At 65.4% G+C, this 20,781-nt stretch carries 20 protein-coding genes and 1 pseudogene; 20 read left to right on the forward strand and 1 reads right to left on the reverse strand.

The features are described 5' to 3' along the window. Positions 1 to 8: 8 nt before the first annotated feature. The 4 genes from DWA33_RS07885 to DWA33_RS07900 all read left to right on the forward strand — a co-directional run bounded on the left by DWA33_RS07885 (position 9) and on the right by DWA33_RS07900 (position 3,011). Positions 9 to 476 (forward strand): nuclear transport factor 2 family protein, encoded by a 468-nt coding sequence (locus DWA33_RS07885; protein ID WP_114357701.1) that lies wholly within the window; start codon positions 9 to 11, stop codon positions 474 to 476. Between the two features lie 165 nt (positions 477 to 641). Continuing rightward, positions 642 to 1,223 carry a TetR/AcrR family transcriptional regulator gene (locus DWA33_RS07890; RefSeq protein WP_114357549.1) on the forward strand — a complete coding sequence of 194 codons (582 nt, stop codon included), beginning with the start codon at positions 642 to 644 and terminating at the stop codon, positions 1,221 to 1,223. A gap of 151 nt (positions 1,224 to 1,374) precedes the next feature. Then, positions 1,375 to 1,746 (forward strand): YciI family protein, encoded by a 372-nt coding sequence (locus DWA33_RS07895; RefSeq protein WP_114357550.1) that lies wholly within the window; start codon positions 1,375 to 1,377, stop codon positions 1,744 to 1,746. After that, the gene (locus tag DWA33_RS07900; RefSeq protein ID WP_114357551.1) at positions 1,743 to 3,011 is read left to right on the forward strand and encodes an RNA polymerase sigma factor; all 1,269 of its coding nucleotides are present in this window, start codon (positions 1,743 to 1,745) and stop codon (positions 3,009 to 3,011) included. The genes DWA33_RS07895 and DWA33_RS07900 overlap by 4 nt, the downstream gene beginning before the upstream one ends. Before the next feature lie 125 nt (positions 3,012 to 3,136). On the opposite strand, the gene DWA33_RS07905 is transcribed toward DWA33_RS07900, so the two are convergent. Continuing rightward, entirely contained in the window at positions 3,137 to 3,925 is a 789-nt protein-coding gene (locus tag DWA33_RS07905; protein WP_114357552.1) for an SDR family NAD(P)-dependent oxidoreductase, read from the reverse strand. A gap of 207 nt (positions 3,926 to 4,132) precedes the next feature. Here DWA33_RS07905 and DWA33_RS07910 point away from each other — a divergent pair, with 207 nt between their 5' ends. From DWA33_RS07910 to ftsH, 16 genes and pseudogenes are all read left to right on the forward strand, one after another. Continuing rightward, entirely contained in the window at positions 4,133 to 4,309 is a 177-nt protein-coding gene (locus tag DWA33_RS07910; RefSeq protein WP_114357702.1) for a DUF2934 domain-containing protein, read from the forward strand. 507 nt (positions 4,310 to 4,816) lie between these two features. Further along, positions 4,817 to 5,233 carry a YciI family protein gene (locus DWA33_RS07915; RefSeq protein ID WP_114357553.1) on the forward strand — a complete coding sequence of 139 codons (417 nt, stop codon included), beginning with the start codon at positions 4,817 to 4,819 and terminating at the stop codon, positions 5,231 to 5,233. A 125-nt stretch (positions 5,234 to 5,358) separates the two neighbouring features. Continuing rightward, positions 5,359 to 6,063 carry a TetR/AcrR family transcriptional regulator gene (locus DWA33_RS07920; protein ID WP_114357554.1) on the forward strand — a complete coding sequence of 235 codons (705 nt, stop codon included), beginning with the start codon at positions 5,359 to 5,361 and terminating at the stop codon, positions 6,061 to 6,063. Between the two features lie 142 nt (positions 6,064 to 6,205). Then, entirely contained in the window at positions 6,206 to 6,673 is a 468-nt protein-coding gene (locus DWA33_RS07925; protein ID WP_114357703.1) for a DUF2852 domain-containing protein, read from the forward strand. Positions 6,674 to 6,816: 143 nt separating this feature from the next. Next, a complete protein-coding gene (locus DWA33_RS07930) occupies positions 6,817 to 7,284 on the forward strand; it encodes a carboxymuconolactone decarboxylase family protein (RefSeq protein ID WP_114357555.1) in 468 nt (155 codons plus the stop codon). Then, on the forward strand, positions 7,268 to 8,173 hold the full coding sequence (locus DWA33_RS07935) for a sigma-70 family RNA polymerase sigma factor (protein ID WP_114357556.1): 906 nt from the start codon (positions 7,268 to 7,270) through the stop codon (positions 8,171 to 8,173). Before DWA33_RS07930 ends, DWA33_RS07935 begins: the two co-directional genes overlap by 17 nt. A gap of 303 nt (positions 8,174 to 8,476) precedes the next feature. Beyond that, complete coding sequence (gene tolQ, locus DWA33_RS07940; RefSeq protein WP_011156681.1) at positions 8,477 to 9,187, forward strand: protein TolQ; 711 nt, start codon at positions 8,477 to 8,479, stop codon at positions 9,185 to 9,187. Between the two features lie 34 nt (positions 9,188 to 9,221). Beyond that, the gene (locus DWA33_RS07945) at positions 9,222 to 9,692 is read left to right on the forward strand and encodes a biopolymer transporter ExbD (protein WP_011156682.1); all 471 of its coding nucleotides are present in this window, start codon (positions 9,222 to 9,224) and stop codon (positions 9,690 to 9,692) included. 50 nt (positions 9,693 to 9,742) lie between these two features. After that, on the forward strand, positions 9,743 to 10,726 hold the full coding sequence (locus DWA33_RS07950) for a protein TolA (protein ID WP_114357704.1): 984 nt from the start codon (positions 9,743 to 9,745) through the stop codon (positions 10,724 to 10,726). 57 nt (positions 10,727 to 10,783) lie between these two features. Next, positions 10,784 to 12,133, forward strand: a complete 1,350-nt coding sequence (gene tolB / locus DWA33_RS07955) for a Tol-Pal system beta propeller repeat protein TolB (RefSeq protein WP_114357557.1) — start codon at positions 10,784 to 10,786, stop codon at positions 12,131 to 12,133. Positions 12,134 to 12,304: 171 nt separating this feature from the next. Beyond that, a pseudogene (locus DWA33_RS07960) lies at positions 12,305 to 14,644 on the forward strand (putative bifunctional diguanylate cyclase/phosphodiesterase). Positions 14,645 to 14,798: 154 nt separating this feature from the next. After that, positions 14,799 to 15,551: an N-acyl amino acid synthase FeeM domain-containing protein gene (locus tag DWA33_RS07965; protein WP_114357558.1), complete on the forward strand. Its 753-nt coding sequence runs from the start codon at positions 14,799 to 14,801 to the stop codon at positions 15,549 to 15,551. 305 nt (positions 15,552 to 15,856) lie between these two features. Then, on the forward strand, positions 15,857 to 16,354 hold the full coding sequence (pal, locus tag DWA33_RS07970; protein WP_114357559.1) for a peptidoglycan-associated lipoprotein Pal: 498 nt from the start codon (positions 15,857 to 15,859) through the stop codon (positions 16,352 to 16,354). A gap of 156 nt (positions 16,355 to 16,510) precedes the next feature. Continuing rightward, positions 16,511 to 17,542 carry a tol-pal system protein YbgF gene (ybgF, locus tag DWA33_RS07975; protein WP_114357560.1) on the forward strand — a complete coding sequence of 344 codons (1,032 nt, stop codon included), beginning with the start codon at positions 16,511 to 16,513 and terminating at the stop codon, positions 17,540 to 17,542. A 52-nt stretch (positions 17,543 to 17,594) separates the two neighbouring features. Beyond that, positions 17,595 to 18,632, forward strand: a complete 1,038-nt coding sequence (gene tilS / locus DWA33_RS07980) for a tRNA lysidine(34) synthetase TilS (protein WP_114357705.1) — start codon at positions 17,595 to 17,597, stop codon at positions 18,630 to 18,632. A 228-nt stretch (positions 18,633 to 18,860) separates the two neighbouring features. After that, on the forward strand, positions 18,861 to 20,777 hold the full coding sequence (gene ftsH / locus DWA33_RS07985) for an ATP-dependent zinc metalloprotease FtsH (protein WP_114357561.1): 1,917 nt from the start codon (positions 18,861 to 18,863) through the stop codon (positions 20,775 to 20,777). Positions 20,778 to 20,781 lie beyond the last annotated feature (4 nt).

Raw genomic sequence — 20,781 nt, forward strand, 5'->3', positions numbered from 1 at the left:
AAGCTGTCATGTCGCGCCCGCCGTTGCCGCCCTTTACCCGCGAGACCGCCGCCCAGAAGGTGCGGATGGCCGAGGACGCCTGGAATTCGCGTGACCCGGTCCGGGTGTCGCTGGCCTATACGCCGGACAGCCGCTGGCGAAATCGCGCCGAATTTCTGCAAGGCCGCGACGCCATCGTCGAATTCCTCACTCGCAAATGGAACAAGGAACACGACTATCGGCTGATCAAGGACCTTTGGGCGTTCGAAGACAACCGCATTGCGGTGCGGTTTCAGTACGAATGGCGCGACGATGCCGGCCAGTGGTACCGCGCCTATGGTAACGAGCAGTGGGAATTCGACGCCGACGGGTTGATGTGTCGCCGCGAGGCCAGCATCAACGACGTCGCGATCAGCGAGAGCGACCGCCGCTTCCATTGGCCGGCGCCGGGCCCGCGTCCTGACGATGCGTCGGGTCTTGCCGCGGAGCCGTTCTGAGACCTACCCGAATTGATCACACCGACGCGACAACCACTCCGCCATGCCCGGGCCTGTCCCGGGTATCTGTGACCAGGGCCTCACCGCGCAACGAGACGTGGATGGCCGGCGCGAGCCCGGCCATGACTGGGGTAGGACATTTGCATCGTTGAGGAATGGGCCGTTGTGAACACCCGCCGACCATCCGCCGCGAAAGCAACGACCGACCGCGCCGCCCTGCTGCCGCTGCTCGGCGAAGTGTTTCGGACCCACGGCTACGAAGGCGCATCGCTGGCGCTGATCACCGAGGCGACGGGGCTCGGCAAGGGAAGCCTGTATCACTTCTTCCCCGGCGGCAAGAAGCAGATGGCCGAAGAGGTGCTGGCCGAAATCGATGGCTGGTTCGAAGCGAACATCTTTGCGCCGCTGCGCGATCCGTCCGATCCGATGGCCGCCATCGCGGTAATGATCACGGGCGTCGATGCGTATTTCCGCTCTGGGCATCGCGTTTGCCTCGTCGGGGTGATCGCACTCGGCCATGCGCGCGACGAGTTCGCCGCCCAGGTGAACGACTACTTCGCCCGCTGGCAGGAGGCGCTCGCCGTTGCGTTGCGCCGCTGCGGGGTGTCGGCTGTCGCAGCCCGACGCCGCGCCGAGGATGCGGTGCTGTCGATTCAGGGCGCCCTGGTTCTCGCGCGCGCCCGCAATGACGCGGCGGTGTTCACGCGTGCGTTGTCCGAATTGAAGGCGCGATTGCTCGCGGCCTAGCGCGCACCCCCGAGCACCCTCTGTTCCGTCTCGCCGCCTCACCGTTCTCCGGAAGGCGCTCAGGTTTCCGGCTTGGACAGCCGAACTTTGTTGGGCATGGTGTCGGCCAGGGACGAAGACAATCGTCTTACAGCCGAGGGAGACGCACGCCATGCTCTACGCCATCCTCTGCTATCACGACGAAAATTTCGTCGGTTCTTGGAGCCGCGAAGAAGACGCCGCCGTGATGGAGAAGCTCAAGGCCGTCCACGGCAAGCTCGCCGAGGCCGGCCGGCTCGGTCCGGTGGCACGGCTGCTGCCGACCACCGCGGCCACGACGCTGCGCAAGGATTCGGAACCGCCGGTGGTGATTGACGGCCCGTTCGCCGAGACCAAGGAGCAGTTGCTCGGTTTCTACGTCGTCGAGTGCGACGATCTCGACGCTGCGCTCGATGTCGCGCGCGATCTCGGCCGCGTCAATCCAGGCGGCGCTTACGAGATCCGCCCCATCGGATTGTTCACGCCGGGGACGGCGCTGCCATGACCGACCTCGCCTGGATCGAAACCGCGATCATCGCCGCGCGGCCCCAGGCGATCGGCGCTCTGCTGCGCTACTTCCGCGATCTCGACACCGCCGAGGAGGCGTTCCAGAACGCCTGTTTGCGGGCGCTGAAATCCTGGCCGCAGAACGGGCCGCCGCGCGACACGGCGGCGTGGCTGATCATGGTCGGCCGCAATGTCGCGATCGACGATCTGCGCCGCGGCAAGAAACAGCAGCCGCTGCCCGATGACGCGGCGATCTCCGATCTCGAGGATGCCGAGGATGCGCTGGCCGAACGGCTCGACGGCTCGCACTACCGCGACGATATCCTGCGGCTGCTGTTCATCTGCTGCCATCCGGAACTGCCATCGACCCAGCAGATCGCGTTGGCCCTGCGGATCGTGAGCGGGCTGACCGTGCCGCAAATCGCACGGGCGTTTCTGGTGTCCGACGCCGCGATGGAGCAGCGCATCACCCGCGCCAAGGCCAAGGTCGCGCGTGCCGGCATGCCGTTCGAGACACCCGGCGCGGTCGAGCGCGCCGAGCGGCTCGGTGCGGTCGCAGCGATGATCTATCTGGTATTCAACGAAGGCTATTCGGCAGCCGGCGAGACCGCGGGGGTGCGCGCTCCGCTGTGCGAGGAAGCGATCCGGCTGGCGCGATTGCTGCTGCGGCTGTTCCCGTCCGAACCGGAAATCATGGGGCTGACGGCGCTGATGCTGCTGCAGCACGCCCGGGCGCCGGCACGATTCGATCCCGGCGGCGAGATCGTGTTGCTCGAGGATCAGGATCGCAGCTTGTGGAACCCGACGTTGATCGCCGAGGGGCTGTCGCTGATCGACAAGGCAATGCGTCACCGCCGCACCGGGGCGTATCAGATCCAGGCGGCGATCGCGGCGCTGCACGCGCGCGCGGCCCGCTACGAGGACACCGATTGGCAGCAGATCGATCTGCTGTACGGCTCGCTCGAAATCCTCCAGCCATCGCCGGTGGTGACGCTCAATCGCGCGGTCGCGGTGGCCAAGCTGCGCGGGCCGGAGGCGGCACTGGCGATGATCGAGCCGCTGGAATCGCGGCTCGGCAGCTACTTCCACTACTTCGGCGCCAAAGGCGCGCTGTTGCTGCAGCAGGGGCGCTGCGACGACGCGCGCACCGCCTTCGATCGCGCCATTGCGCTCGCCCGGACACCGGCCGAAGCCGCTCATATTCGCATGCATCTCGACCGGCTGATGCTGGACAGCGAGGCATCGGCGCGTTCGAGCGCGTAGGGCAATTCCGGTTCCGATCGAAGTAGAACCGCAGCTCTGGCCTTGTGCTTGGGCGCGTTCCGTTCACGCGGACCGCGCTCCACGTCGCTCGACAACGCTGCAAGCCATCACCCGCAGGAAACCGCCTAGCCGTTCTTGCGTTCGCCGCGCAAGGTCGGCAGGCCGATGCCGGCGGCGTCGAAACCGCCATCGACGGCGAGGATCTGGCCGGTGATGTAGCTGGCGCGATCGCTGCACAGGAAGAAGATCGCCTCCGCCAGTTCCTCCTCGAGGCCGTAGCGCGCCATCGGAATCGCGTCGCGATAGTCGGACCGGATTTCGGTGGTGTGCACCTGTTTGGCCATCGCGGTGTCGACCGGGCCGGGCGCGACGCTGTTGACGCGAATGCCGAGCTGCGCCAGCTCGACCGCGCATTGCTTGGTGAAATGCGCCAGCCCGGCCTTGCTCGACCCGTAGGCGACGCGCAGCGTCGAGGCGCGCAGCGAGGAGATCGACGTGATGTTGACGATCGCGCCGCCGCCGGAATCCCGCATCAGCGGCACCGCGGCCTGGGTCATCAGGAACGGTCCGGTGAGGTTGACGTCCATCACCCGCTGCCATTCGTCGGGAGTCGTGTCCATCAGCGGCTTGAACACCGCGATACCGGCGTTGTTGACCAGCGCGTCGAGCCGGCCGAAGCGTTCGCCGACCGCGGCGATATCGCGGGCGATCGACTGGCGATCGGCGACGTCGCAATGCAACGCGATCGTCCGATCCGGCACCGCCAGAGTCTCCATCGCTGCTCGCAGCCCGTCGTCGTCCATATCGAGCAGCGCTACCGACCAGCCGTCGGCGAGGAAGCGTTGGGCGGCGGCGAGTCCGATTCCGCGAGCGGCTCCGGTCACCAGCGCGACATTGGTCGGGGATGCGATCATGCGTGTTCCAGTCATGCGAATGTCATCGAAGGTATGAACGAACAGTCGAGCCCTCCACATGCCAGCGCCGTGCCAAAGCTGTCCAGCGCGGCGCGCCGTCGCGGCGACGGCGGGAACGAGTCGACGACATCTGTTTTACATCGAACTGAAATACGACTTCGCGTCGAGGCGGGCATGACCACGCCTCAGCGGTTTGGGAGGTTTAGGATGCAAGACGAACTCGAAGAGCGAATTCGCCACCGCGCCCGCGAGCTCTGGGAAGCTCAAGGCCAGCCGGAGGGACGCAGCGAGGAATTCTGGCTGCAGGCGGAACAAGAAGTTCGGGGCGAGAAGGAAACCTACGACAAGCTCCAGTCGGATCCGAGCATCACGACCAACAGCTGACTTCTGTGAAGAAGGGCCGCCGGCATCTCTTTGCCGGCGGCGCTCGGCTATGTTCGCTCGATCGTGCTGCGCCCGACCAGCGTCAACGGACGTAGAACACCACGCCCGCGATCGTCAGCAGCGCCGCGGCGGCGAGCAGATGCGCGAGCGCGCGCGAGGCGGCGAGTTTGGTGGTGTCGTTCATGCGAATCTCTCCCCAGTCTGCAGAGCCGTTGCTGCGGCCCGCGGGCACCTCGATCGGAGATCGCCTGTTTGGCGCAGGCAGACCTGGCGACGGATCGCCGAATACGATCGATGGTGAGATACGCTGAACACCCCGCGACGACCATTCGCACTTAGAGTCCCCACTCTGCGAATAGTGACGACGTCAGGCTGACGGCCTAATGAGGCGGCAATTTGTCGGCGAAATTGTGCGCTGCCGTGCGCTGCGCTGCAAATCTCTTGCACAATGTCGGAGCGGGGCACCACCGATCGTCTTCAAGCTGCCAATCGAGCAGGAGAGCGACGATGCGTTTCATGATGCTGATGATCCCGAAAGGTTACGAGACGGCCGAGCCGGGCGTGATGCCGCAAGCCGATGCCGTCGCCGCGATGATGAAGTACAACGAGGCGCTGCAGCAGTCGGGCGTACTGATTACTTGCGACGGATTGCATCCGCCGTCGATGGGGGCCCGCGTCAGCTTTGGTACCGGCAAGCCGGTGGTGACTGACGGTCCGTTCGCCGAGGTCAAGGAAGTGCTCGGCGGCTATTGGATGATCGACGTCGCCTCGCGTCAGGATGCCATTGCCTGGGCGACGCGCTGCCCGGCGGGGCCGAACGAGATCATCGAGGTTCGTCAGGTCCAGGAGATGGCCGACTTCCCCGACGAGGTGCGCAGCGAACTCGCCGGCTTCGAAGCCATGCAGGCGGCCGGGCGGCGCTGAGTCGGCAGGCATTCTGTCGGATGGGGAGGGCGTCCCCGCCGCGGTGGTCTTCCCCCGGGCGGGCGCCGCTGCGGGGGCAATTGTGTTAGTGACCTTTACATCCAGCTCATGTAAGACGCCTTCACATGAGCTGGCGCAAGGAAGAGCGCCGCGCCGAGCGCGGCTACCATCACGGCAATCTGAAGGAAGCGCTGCTGCAGGCGGCGCTCGGCCTGATCGCCGAGAAGGGCCCGGGCGGCTTCACCTTCGCCGACGCCGCCCGTATGGCCGGCGTCAGCCCGGCGGCGCCGTACCGCCATTTCCGCGATCGCGACGAGCTGCTTTCCAACATCGCCCAACGCGGCTTCGAGCTGTTCGAGCAGGTGCTGGCCAAGGCCTGGGACGACGGTCGTCCGGACACGGTTGCGGCCTTTATGCGGGTCGGCCGCGCCTACCTCGCTTTCGCCCGCACCGAGCCTGCCTACTACGCCGCAATGTTCGAATCCGGTGTGCCGATCGACGTCAACCCGATGCTGCTGACCTCGTCGGAACGCGCCTTCAACGTGATCCGGGCCGCCGCCGAACGGCTGGCGGCGCTGACCCCGCCCGGCGTGGTGCGGCCGCCGGCGCTGATGATGGCGCTGCACATCTGGTCGATGTCGCACGGCATCGCGTCGCTGTTCGGCCGCGGCGACGGCGCCCGGCGCAAGCTGCCGATGGCGCCCGAAGAGCTGCTCGAAGCCGGCGTGCTGATCTATCTGCGTGGGCTCGGGTTCCCGACCGATCATCCGGTCGAAGCCGAAAATCCCAAGGAATCGAAGCGCACCGGGCCGTGGGGCAGCTCGACCTGACGGCGGCATCCACCGGCAACCGCGCCCTGCGGCGAAAAATCACCCAAACCCCGATCCGGTCTTGCTTGACAAACCGATAGAACCGCCCAAGTATGTAAATGTTATTTACATTCACAACGGCACCGAGCCGATGGAGAAGCAAATGGCCAACGCCGCTGACTATGATCGATGGGGTCCTTCCGGGGCGCGCTACCAGCCCGCGCTACGGTCGTCCTGGAGTCCAGGCTGGATCCTGCTGACGGTGGCCGGCTTCATCGTCTGGTGGCCGATCGGACTCGCACTTCTCTTCTACACACTCTGGAGCAGAAACATGGGTTGCTGGGATCGCGATCGCTTCGCCAACAAGATGGAGCGGATGCAGTGGAAAATGGAGCGGATGCGCAACCGTATGGATCGCGGCGGCTTCGGCTTCGGCCCGCCGTCGAGCGGCAACCGCGCCTTTGATGAATACCGGATGGAGACGCTGCGCCGGCTCGAAGAGGAGCAGGTCGAGTTCAAGGAATTCCTCGAGCGCCTGCGCCACGCCAAGGACAAGGAAGAGTTCGACGCCTTCATGGCGCAGCACCGGACCAAGCCGGCGCCGTCGCCCGACAATTCGGCGCAGGGCTGATCGCGCCTGATCCGACCCTCAGCGCCAACCGCCGCCCGCCTGTGCCCCCAGGCGGGCGGCTTCTTTTTGCGAGCTTTGCTCGCCGCAATGTCACACCGCGCGACGCTGTCTCGTCCTATGTTCGTCAACCAAGGGAGACGACCATGACACCGCGCCTCAACCCCGCCACTGCCGCACCCGACGCCTACAAGGCGATGGTCGCGCTGGAGACCTACATCCAGGGCAGCGGCCTCGAGCCGAGCCTGATCGAACTGGTCAAGATGCGCGCCTCGCAGATCAATGGCTGCGCGTTCTGCCTCGACATGCACAGCAAGGACGCCCGCGCCCATGGCGAGACCGAGCAGCGACTGTATCTGCTCAACGCCTGGCGGGAATCGCCGCTGTACACCGATCGGGAGCGCGCCGCGCTCGGCTGGACCGAAGCCCTGACATTGGTCGCGCAAACCCAGGCGCCGGACCACGACTACGCCGCGCTGAAGCAGCATTTCAGCGACGCCGAGCAGGTCAAGCTGACGCTGCTGATCGGTGCGATCAACACCTGGAACAGGATCGCCATCGGCTTCCGGCTGCTGCATCCGACCGCAGCCGTCGCACATGCCAAGGCCTCCTGATCCAGAAACGTCCGACGCGGCCGCAGCGAGCTTCGCGCCGCTGCGGCCGCGGCTGCTGCGCGTCGCCTATCGGATGCTGGGTTCGATCAGCGAAGCCGAAGACGTGGTGCAGGACGCTTACTTGCGCTGGCACCGCGCCGATCGAACCGAGGTGCGCGACCCGGCAGGCTTTCTGACGCGAACCGTCACCCGCCTGTGTCTCGACGTGCTGAAATCGGCGCGGCAGCGGCGCGAGACCTATGTCGGGCCGTGGCTGCCGGAGCCGATCATCGCAGCGGAGCCCGAGCCGGACGGCGACGACATCACGTTGACGTTGATGCTGGCGTTGGAACGGCTGTCGCCGCTGGAGCGCGCCGCGTTCCTGCTGCACGACGTGTTCGGCGTCGGCTTCGACGAGATCGCCGCGACGCTCGGCCGCGATGCCGCCGCCTGCCGCCAGCTCGCGGCGCGCGCCCGCGCCCATGTGTGCGCCGAACGGCCACGGTATCCGGTGTCGGCCGAGCAGGGGCAGGCGATGGCCGCCGCATTCTTCCAGGCCTCGCGCAGCGGTGATCTCGCGGCTCTGACGTCGCTGCTCGCGGACGAAGTCGAGTTCGTCAGCGATGGCGGCGGCAAACGGCCGGCGGCGATCAACCCGGTCCGCGGCAGCGACCGGGTGGCGCGGCTGCTCGCCGGGATCGCGCGCAAGATGCCGGCGGGAGCCAGTTCGCTGCTCGCCGTCCAGGTGATCGACGGCCTCCCCGGCTTCGTGTCGCGCGAGTCGGACGGACTGATCCAGACCACGGCGCTCGACATCGCCGATGGTCGGATCGTTGCGATCTACGTGGTCCGAAACCCCGACAAGCTCCGGCATCTGACCCCGGCGCCGCCGTTTGCCGGTCTGCACTGACCGCAACCCGCGATCATCACCGCCGCCCGGGAGCCGGCCGCCGGCCGATCATTGGTATTTTCCCTGTTATAGTAACCCCTTATTAACCCTGATGAGGGTTTGGTGAGGGACGTCAAAATGCGGCATCAGCCCTTGTTTTGACACGTTGACAGGGGATTGAGGGGCCGGCTTCGGACGGGCCATCCCCTGCGACAACTGAAGGCTCCCACGGTGGCGCTTGGCCAGATCGCGGCGCGTGGCCGCGGGGAGCCGGAGCCTTTGGCGGAATCGGCCGATGCCGACACGTGTGAGAGGATTGCGACCATGAACCCGGCCGACGTGACACAGCTTGCTCCGGCGGTTTCCACCGACGTGTCGCTGCTGTCACTGTTCTGGCACGCCCACTGGGTCGTGAAGTCGATCATGCTCGGCCTGCTCGGCTGTTCGGTCTGGGTCTGGGCGATCGCGATCGACAAGCTGCTGTTGTTCTCGCGCACCAAGCGCGCGATGGATCGCTTCGAACAGGCGTTCTGGTCCGGCGAGTCGATCGACGAGCTGTACCGCGCGCTGTCGGCGAAGCCGACGCATTCGATGGCGGCCTGCTTCGTCGCGGCGATGCGCGAGTGGAAGCGCTCGTTCGAAAGTCATTCGCGCTCGTTCGCCGGCCTGCAGATGCGGATCGAGAAGGTGATGAACGTCTCGATCGCCCGCGAGGTCGAACGGCTGGAACGCCGCCTCCTGGTTCTGGCGACCGTCGGCTCGGCCGGCCCGTTCGTCGGCCTGTTCGGCACCGTCTGGGGCATCATGTCGAGCTTCCAGTCGATCGCCGCGTCGAAGAACACCTCGCTGGCGGTGGTCGCGCCCGGCATTGCCGAGGCGCTGTTCGCCACTGCGATTGGCCTGATCGCCGCAATTCCGGCGACAATTTTCTACAATAAGTTCACGTCGGAAGTGAACCGGCAGACCCAGCGGCTGGAAGGCTTCGCCGACGAGTTCTCGGCGATCCTGTCGCGGCAGATCGACGAGCGCACGTGAACGGAGGCCAGGTGAGCACAGCGGGCATTCGATCATGGGAATGAACGTAGCCACTGGCGGCGGAGGCGGCCGGCGTCGCGGCGGGCGGCGCCCGGTGATGGCGGAGATCAACGTCACCCCGATGGTCGACGTGATGCTGGTGCTGCTGATCATCTTCATGGTCGCGGCGCCGCTGCTCACGACTTCGATCGACATCGATCTGCCGGTCGCCCGCGGCGGCAATCAGATTCAGTCCAACTCGCCGCCGTTGACGCTGTCGGTGAAGCGTACCGGCGGCACCTGCAATTCGCAGGTCGAGTTGTATCTGGGTGATAGTCCGATCGCGGCGTCCGAGTTGGAGGCCAAGATGAAGGCGATCCGCGAGACCCGGTCGGAGACCGACAACGTGGTGTATCTGCGGGGCGACAAGGACGTCTGCTATACGGACATGATGAAGCTGCTCGGCAACATCCGGACCGCCGGCTTCAAGGCGAACATCGTCATCGTTCCCGAACAGGGGAGTTGAGCCGGCACCGCGCTGGCGCCGGCCGCGAAGGTGGAGCAGGAATTCTGAAGGTGAAGATCGACAAGACATGGGCTGCGTCGGTGGCGTTGCACGTTCTCGTGCTCGGCTGGGCCATGCTGTCGTTCACCTCCAAGGCATTCGAGCTCGAGCCGCAGGATTCGGTGGCGGTCGACACCATCTCCGAAGATCAGCTCGCCAAGGTGATGGCCGGGATGCGCACCGGCAAGAAGGAAAATCCCAAGCCGCTGGTCGAGAAGGTCGCCGAGGCCAAGCCGGTCGACGACACCGTCGGCAAGATCAGCGAAAAGGCGCCGGTGGTGACGGACACCTCGCCGCCGCCTCAGCCCAAGCCGAAGCCCGAGGAGAAGCCGGTCGAGAAGAAACCCGATCCGCCCAAGCCGGTGGTGAAGGAAGAGCCGAAAAAGGAAGAGCCCAAGAAGGCGGAGAAGAAGCCGGAGCCGGCGAAGGAAGAAACCAAGGAAGCCGAGAAGAAGCCGGAGCCGAAGGTCGACCCGATCGCCGAGGCGCTGAAGAAGGAAGAGAAGAAAAAGCCGCCGCCGAAACCGACCGAAACCGCCGCCAAGCCGCCGGAGCCGACCAAGCCGAAGGCGGAGCGGGTGTTCGACCAATCCAAGATCGCCGCGTTGCTCGACAAGCGCGACCCGACCCGCAACGCTGTCGCCGGCGATGTGTTGAACTCCAACGCGGCGCTCGGATTGTCTAAGGGTAAGTCCGCCGACAACTCCGCGACCTGGGGTGCGATGTTCCAGTCGCAGGTCGAACGCTGCTGGAAGAAGCCGTATGGCGGCATCGAGGCGCAGCGCGCCGAGGCGGCGTTCGTGATCCGGCTGAAGCGCGACGGATCGCTCGAGGCCATGCCGCAGCCGGAAGGTCATCCGGCGACGCCTTATTTGCGCGTGTATCAGGAGAGTGCGCTACGCGCGATCATCGAATGCCAGCCGTACAATCTGCCGGCACAGTTCTTCGACGAATGGAAGTTCTTCGCACCCGTGTTCACCGACCGGCGTCCCTGATGCGAAGCCGGAGTCCCGATTTCACGCGCCTCGCGGCGCAGATCACCTGACAGACCGATGGATTGCCCGCCCATGCCGTTTCATCTCAACCGCCGCCAATTGATGATCTCCGCCGCGACGGCCGCCGGTGCGCTCGCGTTCGGCCGCGCCGGCGACGCGTTTGGCCAGGCCCGGGTGCAGATCACCGAAGGCAACGTCGCGCCGCTGCCGATCGCGATCCCGAATTTCGTCGCCGGCACGCCCTCCGACGGCGAAGTCGGGGTCGGCGTCTCGCAAGTGATCACCAACAACCTGAAGCGCAGCGGCCTGTTCGCACCGATCGATCAGGCGGCCTACTTGGAAAAGATCACCAACATCGACGTGCCGCCGCAGTTCAAGAGCTGGGCCAGCATCAACGCCCAGGCGCTGGTGACCGGGCGGATGACGCGGCAGGGGGACGGCCGGCTGAAGGCCGAGTTCCGGCTGTGGGATGTCGCCACCGGCCAGCAGCTCGCCGGCCAGCAGTATTTCACCTCGCCGGAATACTGGCGACGGATCGCCCACATCATCTCCGATCAGATCTACGAGCGTCTCACCGGCGAGAAGGGCTACTTCGACAGCCGGGTGGTGTTCATCGACGAGAGCGGGCCGGCGGAGCGCCGGGTCAAGCGGCTGGCGTTGATGGATCAGGACGGCGCCAACGTGCGCTATCTCACCCGCGGGAGCGATCTGGTGCTGACCCCGCGGTTCTCGCCGACCACCCAGGAAATCACCTACATGGAGTTCGGCCAGGGCGAGCCGCGGGTGTATCTGTACAATGTCGAGACCGGCCAACGTGAAATCGTCGGCAACTTCCCCGGCATGTCGTTCGCGCCGCGGTTCTCGCCGGACGGCCAGAAGATCATCATGAGCCTGCAGCAGGGCGGCAACTCCAACCTGTTCGTGATGGATCTGCGCTCCAAGGCGACCACCCGGTTGACCGATACGCCGGCGATCGATACCTCGCCGTCCTACGCGCCTGACGGCAGCCGGATCTGCTTCGAGAGCGACCGCGGCGGTAAGCCGCAGATCTACATCATGCCGGCGGGTGGCGGTCAGGCGCAGCGGATCTCGTTCGGCGATGGCAGCTACTCGACCCCGGTGTGGTCGCCGCGCGGCGACTACATCGCCTTCACCAAGCAGGGCGGTGGCCAGTTCGCGATCGGGATCATGAAGCCCGATGGTTCCGGCGAGCGGATCTTGACTTCCGGGTTCCACAACGAAGGGCCGACCTTCGCGCCGAACGGCCGGGTGCTGATGTTCTTCCGCGATCCCGGCGGTAAGAGCGGGCCGTCGCTGTTTACAGTCGACGTCTCGGGCCGCAACGAGCTGCGGGTTCCAACTCCGGGCTATGCGTCGGATCCGGCCTGGTCGCCGCTGCTGTCCTGATCGTCACGGAATCTACCGCGGTTGCAACGTCCGTTTTCCCGGGCGGGTCCAGACATGGAACCCGAGACGTCTGGATTCTGAGCATAAGAACACCTTCCGCTAACGATGTTCGCTCAGAATTACTTCATTCCATCGCGTTAAATGTAGATGGACATAGGACCCCGCGCCCGTATGCAACTCGTCGAATACGCCAAGAGCCGGTCCAGGGAAAAGCTGCCGCCGAAAATTTACGCGGCGCTCGTTCGCTCTATGGCTCAGAACTTCTGGGCGATGCTGTCCGGCGCAGTATGCTCGGCAGCCGCGGCCTTGATGACGGCGCTCAAAACGGGCGACGTTTGGATCTGGCCTTGCGCGGCGGCCATCATCATCATCGGAACGTTGCGCGCCTTTCAGATGCGGGCGTTCGAGAGGCGCCATCCGACCCTGACCGCGGAAGAAGCTTCTGAATGGGAGCCGGAGTATCTGGTTGGCGCCGTTGCCTATGCTTGCGCGCTGGGAATCTGGAGCGTCGTGGTGCTGCTCGGCACCGATGATCCTGTTGCGCATATGCTTTGCACGACCGTCACCATTGGCTACGCCGCTGGTGGCGCGGCGCGCAATTACGGCCGGCCCTGGATAGTCCAACTGCATCTGCTGTTTTCGTGCGGTCCGATGTCAGTGGCGCTTCTGATCCACGGCAATCCATATTAAATTGGCCTAGCCGGCCTGCTGTTGCTGTCCTTCCACGGCCTGCGTGCCATCAATCTCACCCTGCATTCGCTCTTCGTCGAAGCTCTGCTGACCGGGGAGCGCGAGGCCGCGCTCGCCAACCAGTTCGACACCGCCCTGAACAACATGCCGCATGGGCTGTGCATGTTCCGCGCTGACGGTCGCCTTGCCGTGATGAATCACCGCTTCTCCGAGATGATGCGGCTGCGCGACGAGCTCGTCAAAGGGTCACCCACCGCGATCGAAATCGTGTCCGCTTGCGTCGCGATCGGCGCGATCTCGGCGGCGAACGGCCGCTTGATCCTCGCCGAGATCGAAAACTCTCTCGCCGGCGAGATCGTGACGGTCGGCGACGAGGCGGTGCCGCGGTCGTTGTGCTGGACCTTCCAGCCGATGGCGGATGGCGGTGCGGTGGTGTTGATCGAAGACATCACCGAACGCCGCAACGCCGAGGCCCGGATCGTTCATCTGGCGCGCTACGACGAACTGACGGCGCTGCCGAACCGCGTCAACTTCCGCGACGAGATCGAGCGGATTCTCGAAACCGAGCATGGTGGCGGCAAGACCCGGCTGTCGGCCCTGCTGTTCATCGACCTCGATCAGTTCAAGCAGATCAACGACACGCTCGGCCATCCCTGCGGCGACCGGCTGTTGTGCTCGGTGGCCGAGCGGCTGCGCGACATGCTGCGGCCGGAAGATCTGGTGGCCCGGTTCGGCGGCGACGAATTCGTGGTGTTCCAACAGAACATCGCCTCGAACGAGGACGCCGCGGCACTGGCGCGCCGCATCGTCGATCGCCTCAGCGATCGCTATCTGATCGATCACCACGTCGTCGAGATCGGCGCCTCGATCGGCATTGCGGTGACCTTCCCCGGCGTAAAGGCGGATATTCTGCTCAAGAACGCCGACATGGCGCTGTATCGCGCCAAGGCCGACGGCCGTGGCACCTACTGCTTCTTCCGCGAAGAAATGGCACACACCGTCGAGGCCCGGCGCATTCTCGAACTCGACCTGCGCAAGGCGCTCGCCAACGAAGAATTCGAACTGTACTACCAGCCGCTCGTCAATCTGAAGACCGGCAAGATCACCACTTGCGAAGCGCTGCTGCGCTGGAACCATCCGGTGCGCGGCACCGTCTCTCCGGTCGACATCATTCCGGTGGCCGAGGAGATGGGACTGATCGTCGATCTCGGTCGCTGGATCCTGCGCAAGGCCTGCATGGAATGCATGCTGTGGCCGGAACAGGTGAGCGTGGCGATCAATTTTTCGTCGCAGCAATTCCACCAGCGCGACGTCCTCACCGAAGTGCGCTACGCGCTCGAAGTCTCCGGGCTGCCGGCGAGGCGGCTGGAGATCGAGATCACCGAATCGTCGTTGCTGCGCAACACGCAGTGGACCCACGATGCGTTGCAACAATTGCACGCCGAGGGCGTCAGGATCTCACTCGATGATTTCGGCACCGGCTATTCGTCGCTCAGCTATCTGCACAGCTTCCCATTGCAGAAGGTGAAGATCGATCGCTCCTTCCTCGAAGGCATCGACAGCGATCGGCCGCTGACTCTTCTGCGCGGTGTCGCCCGGCTGAGCACCGATCTCGGCATGTCGGTGGTGGTGGAAGGTATCGAGACCAACGAACAGCTCGAACTGATCAGCGCCGACGGCACTGTGACCGAAGCGCAGGGCTATCTGTTCAGCCGGCCGGTGCCGGCGATCCGGATCCGCCAATTGTTGGCCGCCTCGCATGGCCGCCGCGGGGCAAAGGACGGCGACGCCATCGTGCTCCCGATTCGTTCGATCGCCTGAGCGAAGTTCTTCTCCGAGCCATCCTCGACATACGGAATTCACATGACAGCATTTAAAGGGTAATGTATTAACCTTAATGATTTGAATGCTTTGTATCGTGATTAAGAGTCCATTAACGTCTTCGCGTCGCTTGGATCAGCGTTCGGGGTGGGCAATGAGTGCTGCTCGACAAGAGCAAGGTACCGCAGGTGTGTCGTCGCGCGGCCTGGACTTGCTGGATAAGGTCGACTATCGACTCGCCAATTCCGCCGAGGAACGCGACGAAATCTATCGCCTTCGGTATCGCGCTTACCTAAGGGAAGGCGCGATCGATCCCAATCCGGCCGAGCGGGTGACCGACCGCTTTGATGAGCTACCGAACTCATGGGTTTTCGGCGTTCATCTCGACGGAGTGCTCGTGAGCTCGCTCAGGATAACGGTTGCGTCTCCGCAGTTCCGCGATTGCCCGTCGATGGACGTGTTTCCGGAGCAGCTCGGCGCGGAGCTCGATCAGGGCAAGGTCGTGATCGATCCAACTCGCTTCGTCGCCGATCCGACGGTGGCGGGCCGGGTCACAGAACTACCCTACATCACGTTGCGTCTGGCCTTTGTCGCTTGTGCTTACTTCAATGCGGACATCGGGTTGGCGACTGTCCGCGCGGAACATCAGGCATTCTATCGGCGTCTGTTCATGCACCAGCCGGTCTGTGCGCCAAGGGATTACCCCGGGTTGAAGAAGCCGATCGCACTGATGGCGGTCGATTTCCCGGCGATGCGAGACAAGGTGTTCGCCCGTTATCCGTTCTTGCGATCGACCTTGTTCGAGAGACGAATGCTGTTCGAACGCCCGGATGATCGGGCAGCGAGTCTACACCTTGCTGAAATCTCTGACAGCGCTCCGATCGCAGCAGAGCATATCTGCGTGTAAGGACTGACCCAAGGCTATCAGAGTCCACTCTGCGGTCCGGAGGCTACTGGGCCGCGTTGTTGTGTTTTGGCTCAGCCCGCATCCGTGGCGTCGCTGCAACGGAAGCGGGAGATCGGGCCGATTGCTCCACGGCTTCACTCTGGCGCCACATTTGCACCTCATTAACCATCGCGATTGCTTTCGGCCGACCGGGGGCATTTGATCGATGTCGGCAACACCTCGTCAAGGTTGACGGAACGTTCGCTTAACCATCGCCCTGTAGACCGAAAAGACAGTCGGAATATCGCGAGCGTGGAGGCTCCGGAATGACCAATCACAAGCGAATCCTCCAGGGATTGAAGGTGGCCGCGGTGCTCGCGGTGGCCCTGTCGATGGGGGCTTGCGCCAACAAGAACGGGCTCGGTGGTGCCGACGGTGCGATGGCCGGCGCGGCGGCGCCCGGCAGTCAGCAGGATTTCGTCGTCAACGTCGGCGACCGTGTGTTCTTCGAGAGCGATCAGTCGGATCTGTCTCCGCAGGCGGTGGCGACGCTCGACAAGCAGGTGCAGTGGCTGCAGACCTACAATCGCTACACCTTCACCATCGAAGGCCACGCCGACGAGCGCGGCACCCGCGAATACAACATCGCGCTCGGCGCGCGGCGCGCCCAGTCGGTGCGCAACTATCTGGTGTCACGCGGTATCGACGCGCAGCGGATGCGCACCATCTCGTACGGCAAGGAGCGTCCGGTCGCGGTCTGCAACGACATCTCGTGCTGGTCGCAGAACCGCCGCGCCGTCACGGTGCTGAACGCCGGCGCCTGAGCGAACGCATCGACCTGAATTCGCGAACGGTGCCCGCTGGGCACCGTTTTTGTTTGCGCGGCGGTTTCTGCCGTCGCCTCAGTCACATTTTTGGCGTAGTACGACGATCAATCCAGCGCCGTTCGCTCGGTGCGCCCTCCAACTCGTCGGACTGTCATGTCATCAGGTTTTGCCGTCTCCGCACGCAGCCTCGCCTTGATGGCGACGCTCGTCTTCGCCGCGCCCGCGCTGGCCCAGCAATACGGTGGCGAGGTCGATCCCGAGATCCGCATTCAGCAGCTCGAGGACCGGCTGCGGATGCTGACCGGCCAGAATGAAGAGCTGCAATATCGCAATCGCAGGCTCGAGGAACAGCTCCGGCAGTTGCAGGGCAGCGCCGGTGCGCCGGGCGCGCAGCAGCCGTCGACGCCGGCCTCGCCCGGCGCGGTGCCGCCATCGCCGCAACCGTCGCCGTCCTATGGTCAGCCGCAGCAGCCTGGCTACGGCCAGCAGCCTGGCTACGGCCAGCAGGCGCCGATGGTGCAGCCGCAACCGACCGCGCCGCAGCAGGGCGGTCGCCGCGGTGACGCGTTCGATCCGTCGCAGAATCCGAACGCCCCGGGCGTGCCGCGGCCGCTCGGCGGCGGGCAGATGCCGATGGAACAGGGCGGGGGCGCACCCGCCGGTCGCACGCCGGGAGCGCCGATCGATCTGTCGAACGGCAGCGGCGGCTACGTTCAGGGCGGCTACCCGCAAGGCGCGCCGGCGACGCAGCAGGCGCCTGCGGCTGCGACCGGCGGTGCCTTGACGACGCTGCCGCCATCGCAGTCGCCGCGCGACGAGTTCGACCTCGGCATCGGCTACATGCAGCGCCGCGACTATGCGCTGGCCGAGGAGACGATGCGCAACTTCACCCAGAAGTATCCGGACAATCCGTTGGCCGCCGATGCACAATACTGGCTCGGCGAGAGCTTCTTCCAGCGCCAGATGTATCGCGACTCCGCCGAAGCCTTTCTCGCAGTGACCAGCAAGCACGAGAAAGCCGGCAAGGCGCCGGACGCGCTGCTGCGGCTCGGCCAGTCGCTGGCGGCGCTGAAGGAGAAGGAGGCCGCTTGTGCCGCGCTCGGCGAAATCGGCCGGAAGTATCCGCAGGCCTCGTCCGGCGTGAAGAAGGCGGTCGACCGCGAGCAGAAGAAGTTGAAGTGCTGAACCCTGGCGGCCTCGGCGGCGCCGAGGCTTGACCACCGGCAGGCGGGTGCCGATGTCCGGGACCGACGACGAGCCGATCTCCCGAGGTGAAGCCGGCCTGCTGTTCGCCGACTGGAAGGCCGCGCCGGCGATCGTGCTGGCGGTGTCCGGCGGCCCCGATTCGCTGGCGCTGATGTGGCTCGCGGCGCGCTGGCGCCGTTCGCTGAAGCGCGGCCCGAAGCTCTCGGTCGTCACCATCGATCACGGCCTGCGTCCGGCGGCAGCGCAGGAAGCGCGGGCGGTCAAGCTTCTGGCAGGCTCGCTCGATCTGCCGCATCGGACGCTGCGCTGGCGCGGCGACAAGCCGACCAGCGGGATCCAGGCGGCGGCGCGGGCCGCGCGCTATCGGTTGTTGGCACAGGCCGCCAGGAGATTCGGTGCCTCGCATGTGATGACCGCGCATACCCGCGACGACCAGGCCGAAACCGTGCTGATGCGGCTGTCGCGCGGCAGCGGCGTGGCGGGATTGGCCGCGATGGCGCGCGAAACCGAGCGCGACGGTATGATGCTGGCGCGGCCGCTGCTGGAGATTCCGAAGGCGCGGCTGATCGCGACGCTGGCGAAGGCCAGGATCGGCTTTGCGAGCGACCCGAGCAATGTCGATCCGCGCTTCGCCCGGCCGCGGCTGCGCGAGCTGATGCCGCTGTTGGCGGCCGAAGGCTGTGATGCGCGCGCTTTGACCCGGCTGGCGGCGCGGGCGGCACGGGCCGATGCCGCCCTCGAACGGATGACGGATGGCGCCGAACAGTTTCTCAGGTCGTTGGACCATGGATCGGCGCGGCCAGGCGTGGATGCCGCCGCGTTCCTGAACCTGCCTGCAGAAATCGGGATTCGATTGTTGCTGCGGACACTCACCCAGCAAGGTTACGAGGGGCCGCCCGAACTCGGCAAGGTCGAAACGCTGGCCGCGTCCCTGCAGCAGGCCATGGCCCGGGGCGCTACGGCCGGCAAAGTCCGGCTGAAACAGACGCTGGCGGGCGCGGTGGTGACGCTCACAAGCGATCGTCTGGTGATCGCTCCGGCTCCGCCGCGGCGCGGCCGCAGCCGCTGATCGGCGCTCACCTAGGTTTAATCACCGGAAGAGAGCGGACCGAATTGCCACGATTTGAGCGAGAAACCGGTTAGAATGCGCCAAATAGTCCTGTGCGGTTCTCTTGGCAGGGGCTCGGCTCACACCTAGATTAGGCTGGCCGGCTCCGGGGAAGCTCCCCGCAGGGCCATTCGTTTCGGCGCCGCAGGGCCCACCGGTCGCGATCCGCGCGACCCATAAGGAAGATCGATGAACGCCAATCTGCGCAATTTCGCCCTCTGGGTCATCATCGTGCTGCTGCTGTTGGCGCTGTTCACGCTCTTCCAGAATCCGGGCCAGCGCACGGCGTCTCAGGAAATTCCGTTCTCCCAGCTGCTCAGCGAGATCGATCAGAACCACGTTCGCGACGTGGTAATCCAGGGCCAGGAAATCCGCGGCACCTTCACCAACGGCTCGACCTTCCAGACCTACGCGCCGAACGATCCATCGCTCGTCACCCGCCTTTACAACGGCAAGGTGTCGATCACCGCCAAGCCGCCGGGCGACAACGTGCCGTGGTTCGTGTCGCTGCTGGTGTCGTGGCTGCCGTTCATCGCGCTGATCGGCGTGTGGATTTTCCTGTCGCGGCAGATGCAGGGCGGCGCCGGCAAGGCGATGGGCTTCGGCAAGTCGCGCGCCAAGATGCTGACCGAGGCGCACGGCCGCGTCACCTTCGAGGACGTCGCCGGCGTCGACGAGGCCAAGCAGGACCTGCAGGAGATCGTCGAATTTCTGCGCGACCCGGGCAAATTCCAGCGCCTCGGCGGCCGCATCCCGCGCGGCGTGCTGCTGGTCGGCCCTCCCGGTACCGGTAAGACCCTGATCGCGCGTGCGGTCGCGGGCGAAGCCAACGTGCCGTTCTTCACCATTTCGGGTTCGGACTTCGTCGAAATGTTCGTCGGCGTCGGCGCCTCTCGTGTGCGTGACATGTTCGAGCAGGCCAAGAAGAACGCGCCGTGCATCATCTTCATCGACGAAATCGACGCGGTCGGCCGTCATCGCGGCGCCGGCCTCGGCGGCGGCAATGACGAGCGCGAACAGACCCTCAACCAGTTGCTGGTCGAGATGGACGGCTTCGAGGCCAACGAGGGCGTGATCCTGATCGCCGCCACCAACCGGCCCGACGTGCTCGACCCGGCGCTGCTGCGTCCCGGCCGCTTCGACCGCCAGGTCGTGGTGCCGAATCCGGACGTCGTCGGCCGCGAGCAGATCCTCAAGGTGCATGTCCGCAAGGTGCCGCTGGCGCCGGATATCAACCTGAAGAACATCGCGCGCGGCACCCCGGGCTTCTCCGGCGCCGACCTGATGAACCTCGTCAACGAAGCGGCCCTGATGGCGGCCCGGCGCAACAAGCGCATGGTCACCCAGACCGAGTTCGAGGACGCCAAGGACAAGGTGATGATGGGCGCCGAGCGCAAGTCGCTGGTGATGACGGAGGAGGAGAAGCTCCTCACCGCCTATCACGAAGGCGGCCACGCCATCGTCGGTCTCAACGTTCCGGCCACCGACCCGATCCACAAGGCGACCATCATTCCGCGCGGCCGTGCGCTCGGCATGGTGATGCAGCTCCCCGAGCGCGACAAGCTGTCGATGTCGCTCGAGCAGATGACCTCGCGCCTCGCCATCATGATGGGCGGCCGCGTCGCCGAAGAGATGATCTTCGGCCGCGAGAAGGTGACCTCGGGCGCCGCCTCGGACATCGAGCAGGCCACCAAACTGGCCCGGATGATGGTGACCCGCTGGGGCCTGTCGGAAGAGCTCGGCACCGTCGCCTATGGCGAGAACCAGGACGAGGTGTTCCTCGGCATGTCGGTGTCGCGCACCCAGAACGCGTCCGAGGCGACGATCCAGAAGATCGACGCCGAGATCAAGCGGCTGGTCGAAGAGGGCTACAACGAGGCCAAGCGCATCCTCACCGAGCGCCGCGCCGACCTCGAAGCGCTGGCCAAGGGCCTGCTCGAATACGAGACCCTGACCGGCGACGAGATCACCGACCTGATCAACGGCAAGAAGCCGAATCGTGAATCGGTGCTGGAGCCGTCGGGACCGCGCACCTCGGCCGTGCCGCCCGCCGGTAAGCCGCGGCCGCGGCCCGATCCGGGCCTGGAGCCGCAGCCCCAGGCGTGATCCG

This window comes from Rhodopseudomonas pentothenatexigens (assembly GCF_900218015.1).
GTDB classification, from domain to species: Bacteria; Pseudomonadota; Alphaproteobacteria; order Rhizobiales; family Xanthobacteraceae; genus Rhodopseudomonas; species Rhodopseudomonas pentothenatexigens.

What these genes read in the sequence shown, in the direction of transcription:
- DWA33_RS07885 (WP_114357701.1), top strand. Translation starts at nt 9, where the DNA reads ATGTCGCGCCCGCCGTTGCCGCCCTTTACCCGCGAGACCGCCGCCCAG.
- DWA33_RS07895 (WP_114357550.1), top strand. Translation starts at nt 1,375, where the DNA reads ATGCTCTACGCCATCCTCTGCTATCACGACGAAAATTTCGTCGGTTCT.
- DWA33_RS07900 (WP_114357551.1), top strand. Translation starts at nt 1,743, where the DNA reads ATGACCGACCTCGCCTGGATCGAAACCGCGATCATCGCCGCGCGGCCC.
- DWA33_RS07905 (WP_114357552.1), bottom strand. Translation starts at nt 3,925, where the DNA reads ATGATCGCATCCCCGACCAATGTCGCGCTGGTGACCGGAGCCGCTCGC.
- DWA33_RS07910 (WP_114357702.1), top strand. Translation starts at nt 4,133, where the DNA reads ATGCAAGACGAACTCGAAGAGCGAATTCGCCACCGCGCCCGCGAGCTC.
- DWA33_RS07915 (WP_114357553.1), top strand. Translation starts at nt 4,817, where the DNA reads ATGCGTTTCATGATGCTGATGATCCCGAAAGGTTACGAGACGGCCGAG.
- DWA33_RS07920 (WP_114357554.1), top strand. Translation starts at nt 5,359, where the DNA reads ATGAGCTGGCGCAAGGAAGAGCGCCGCGCCGAGCGCGGCTACCATCAC.
- DWA33_RS07925 (WP_114357703.1), top strand. Translation starts at nt 6,206, where the DNA reads ATGGCCAACGCCGCTGACTATGATCGATGGGGTCCTTCCGGGGCGCGC.
- DWA33_RS07930 (WP_114357555.1), top strand. Translation starts at nt 6,817, where the DNA reads ATGACACCGCGCCTCAACCCCGCCACTGCCGCACCCGACGCCTACAAG.
- DWA33_RS07935 (WP_114357556.1), top strand. Translation starts at nt 7,268, where the DNA reads ATGCCAAGGCCTCCTGATCCAGAAACGTCCGACGCGGCCGCAGCGAGC.
- tolQ (WP_011156681.1), top strand. Translation starts at nt 8,477, where the DNA reads ATGAACCCGGCCGACGTGACACAGCTTGCTCCGGCGGTTTCCACCGAC.
- DWA33_RS07945 (WP_011156682.1), top strand. Translation starts at nt 9,222, where the DNA reads ATGGGAATGAACGTAGCCACTGGCGGCGGAGGCGGCCGGCGTCGCGGC.
- tolB (WP_114357557.1), top strand. Translation starts at nt 10,784, where the DNA reads ATGGATTGCCCGCCCATGCCGTTTCATCTCAACCGCCGCCAATTGATG.
- DWA33_RS07965 (WP_114357558.1), top strand. Translation starts at nt 14,799, where the DNA reads ATGAGTGCTGCTCGACAAGAGCAAGGTACCGCAGGTGTGTCGTCGCGC.
- pal (WP_114357559.1), top strand. Translation starts at nt 15,857, where the DNA reads ATGACCAATCACAAGCGAATCCTCCAGGGATTGAAGGTGGCCGCGGTG.
- ybgF (WP_114357560.1), top strand. Translation starts at nt 16,511, where the DNA reads ATGTCATCAGGTTTTGCCGTCTCCGCACGCAGCCTCGCCTTGATGGCG.
- tilS (WP_114357705.1), top strand. Translation starts at nt 17,595, where the DNA reads ATGTCCGGGACCGACGACGAGCCGATCTCCCGAGGTGAAGCCGGCCTG.
- ftsH (WP_114357561.1), top strand. Translation starts at nt 18,861, where the DNA reads ATGAACGCCAATCTGCGCAATTTCGCCCTCTGGGTCATCATCGTGCTG.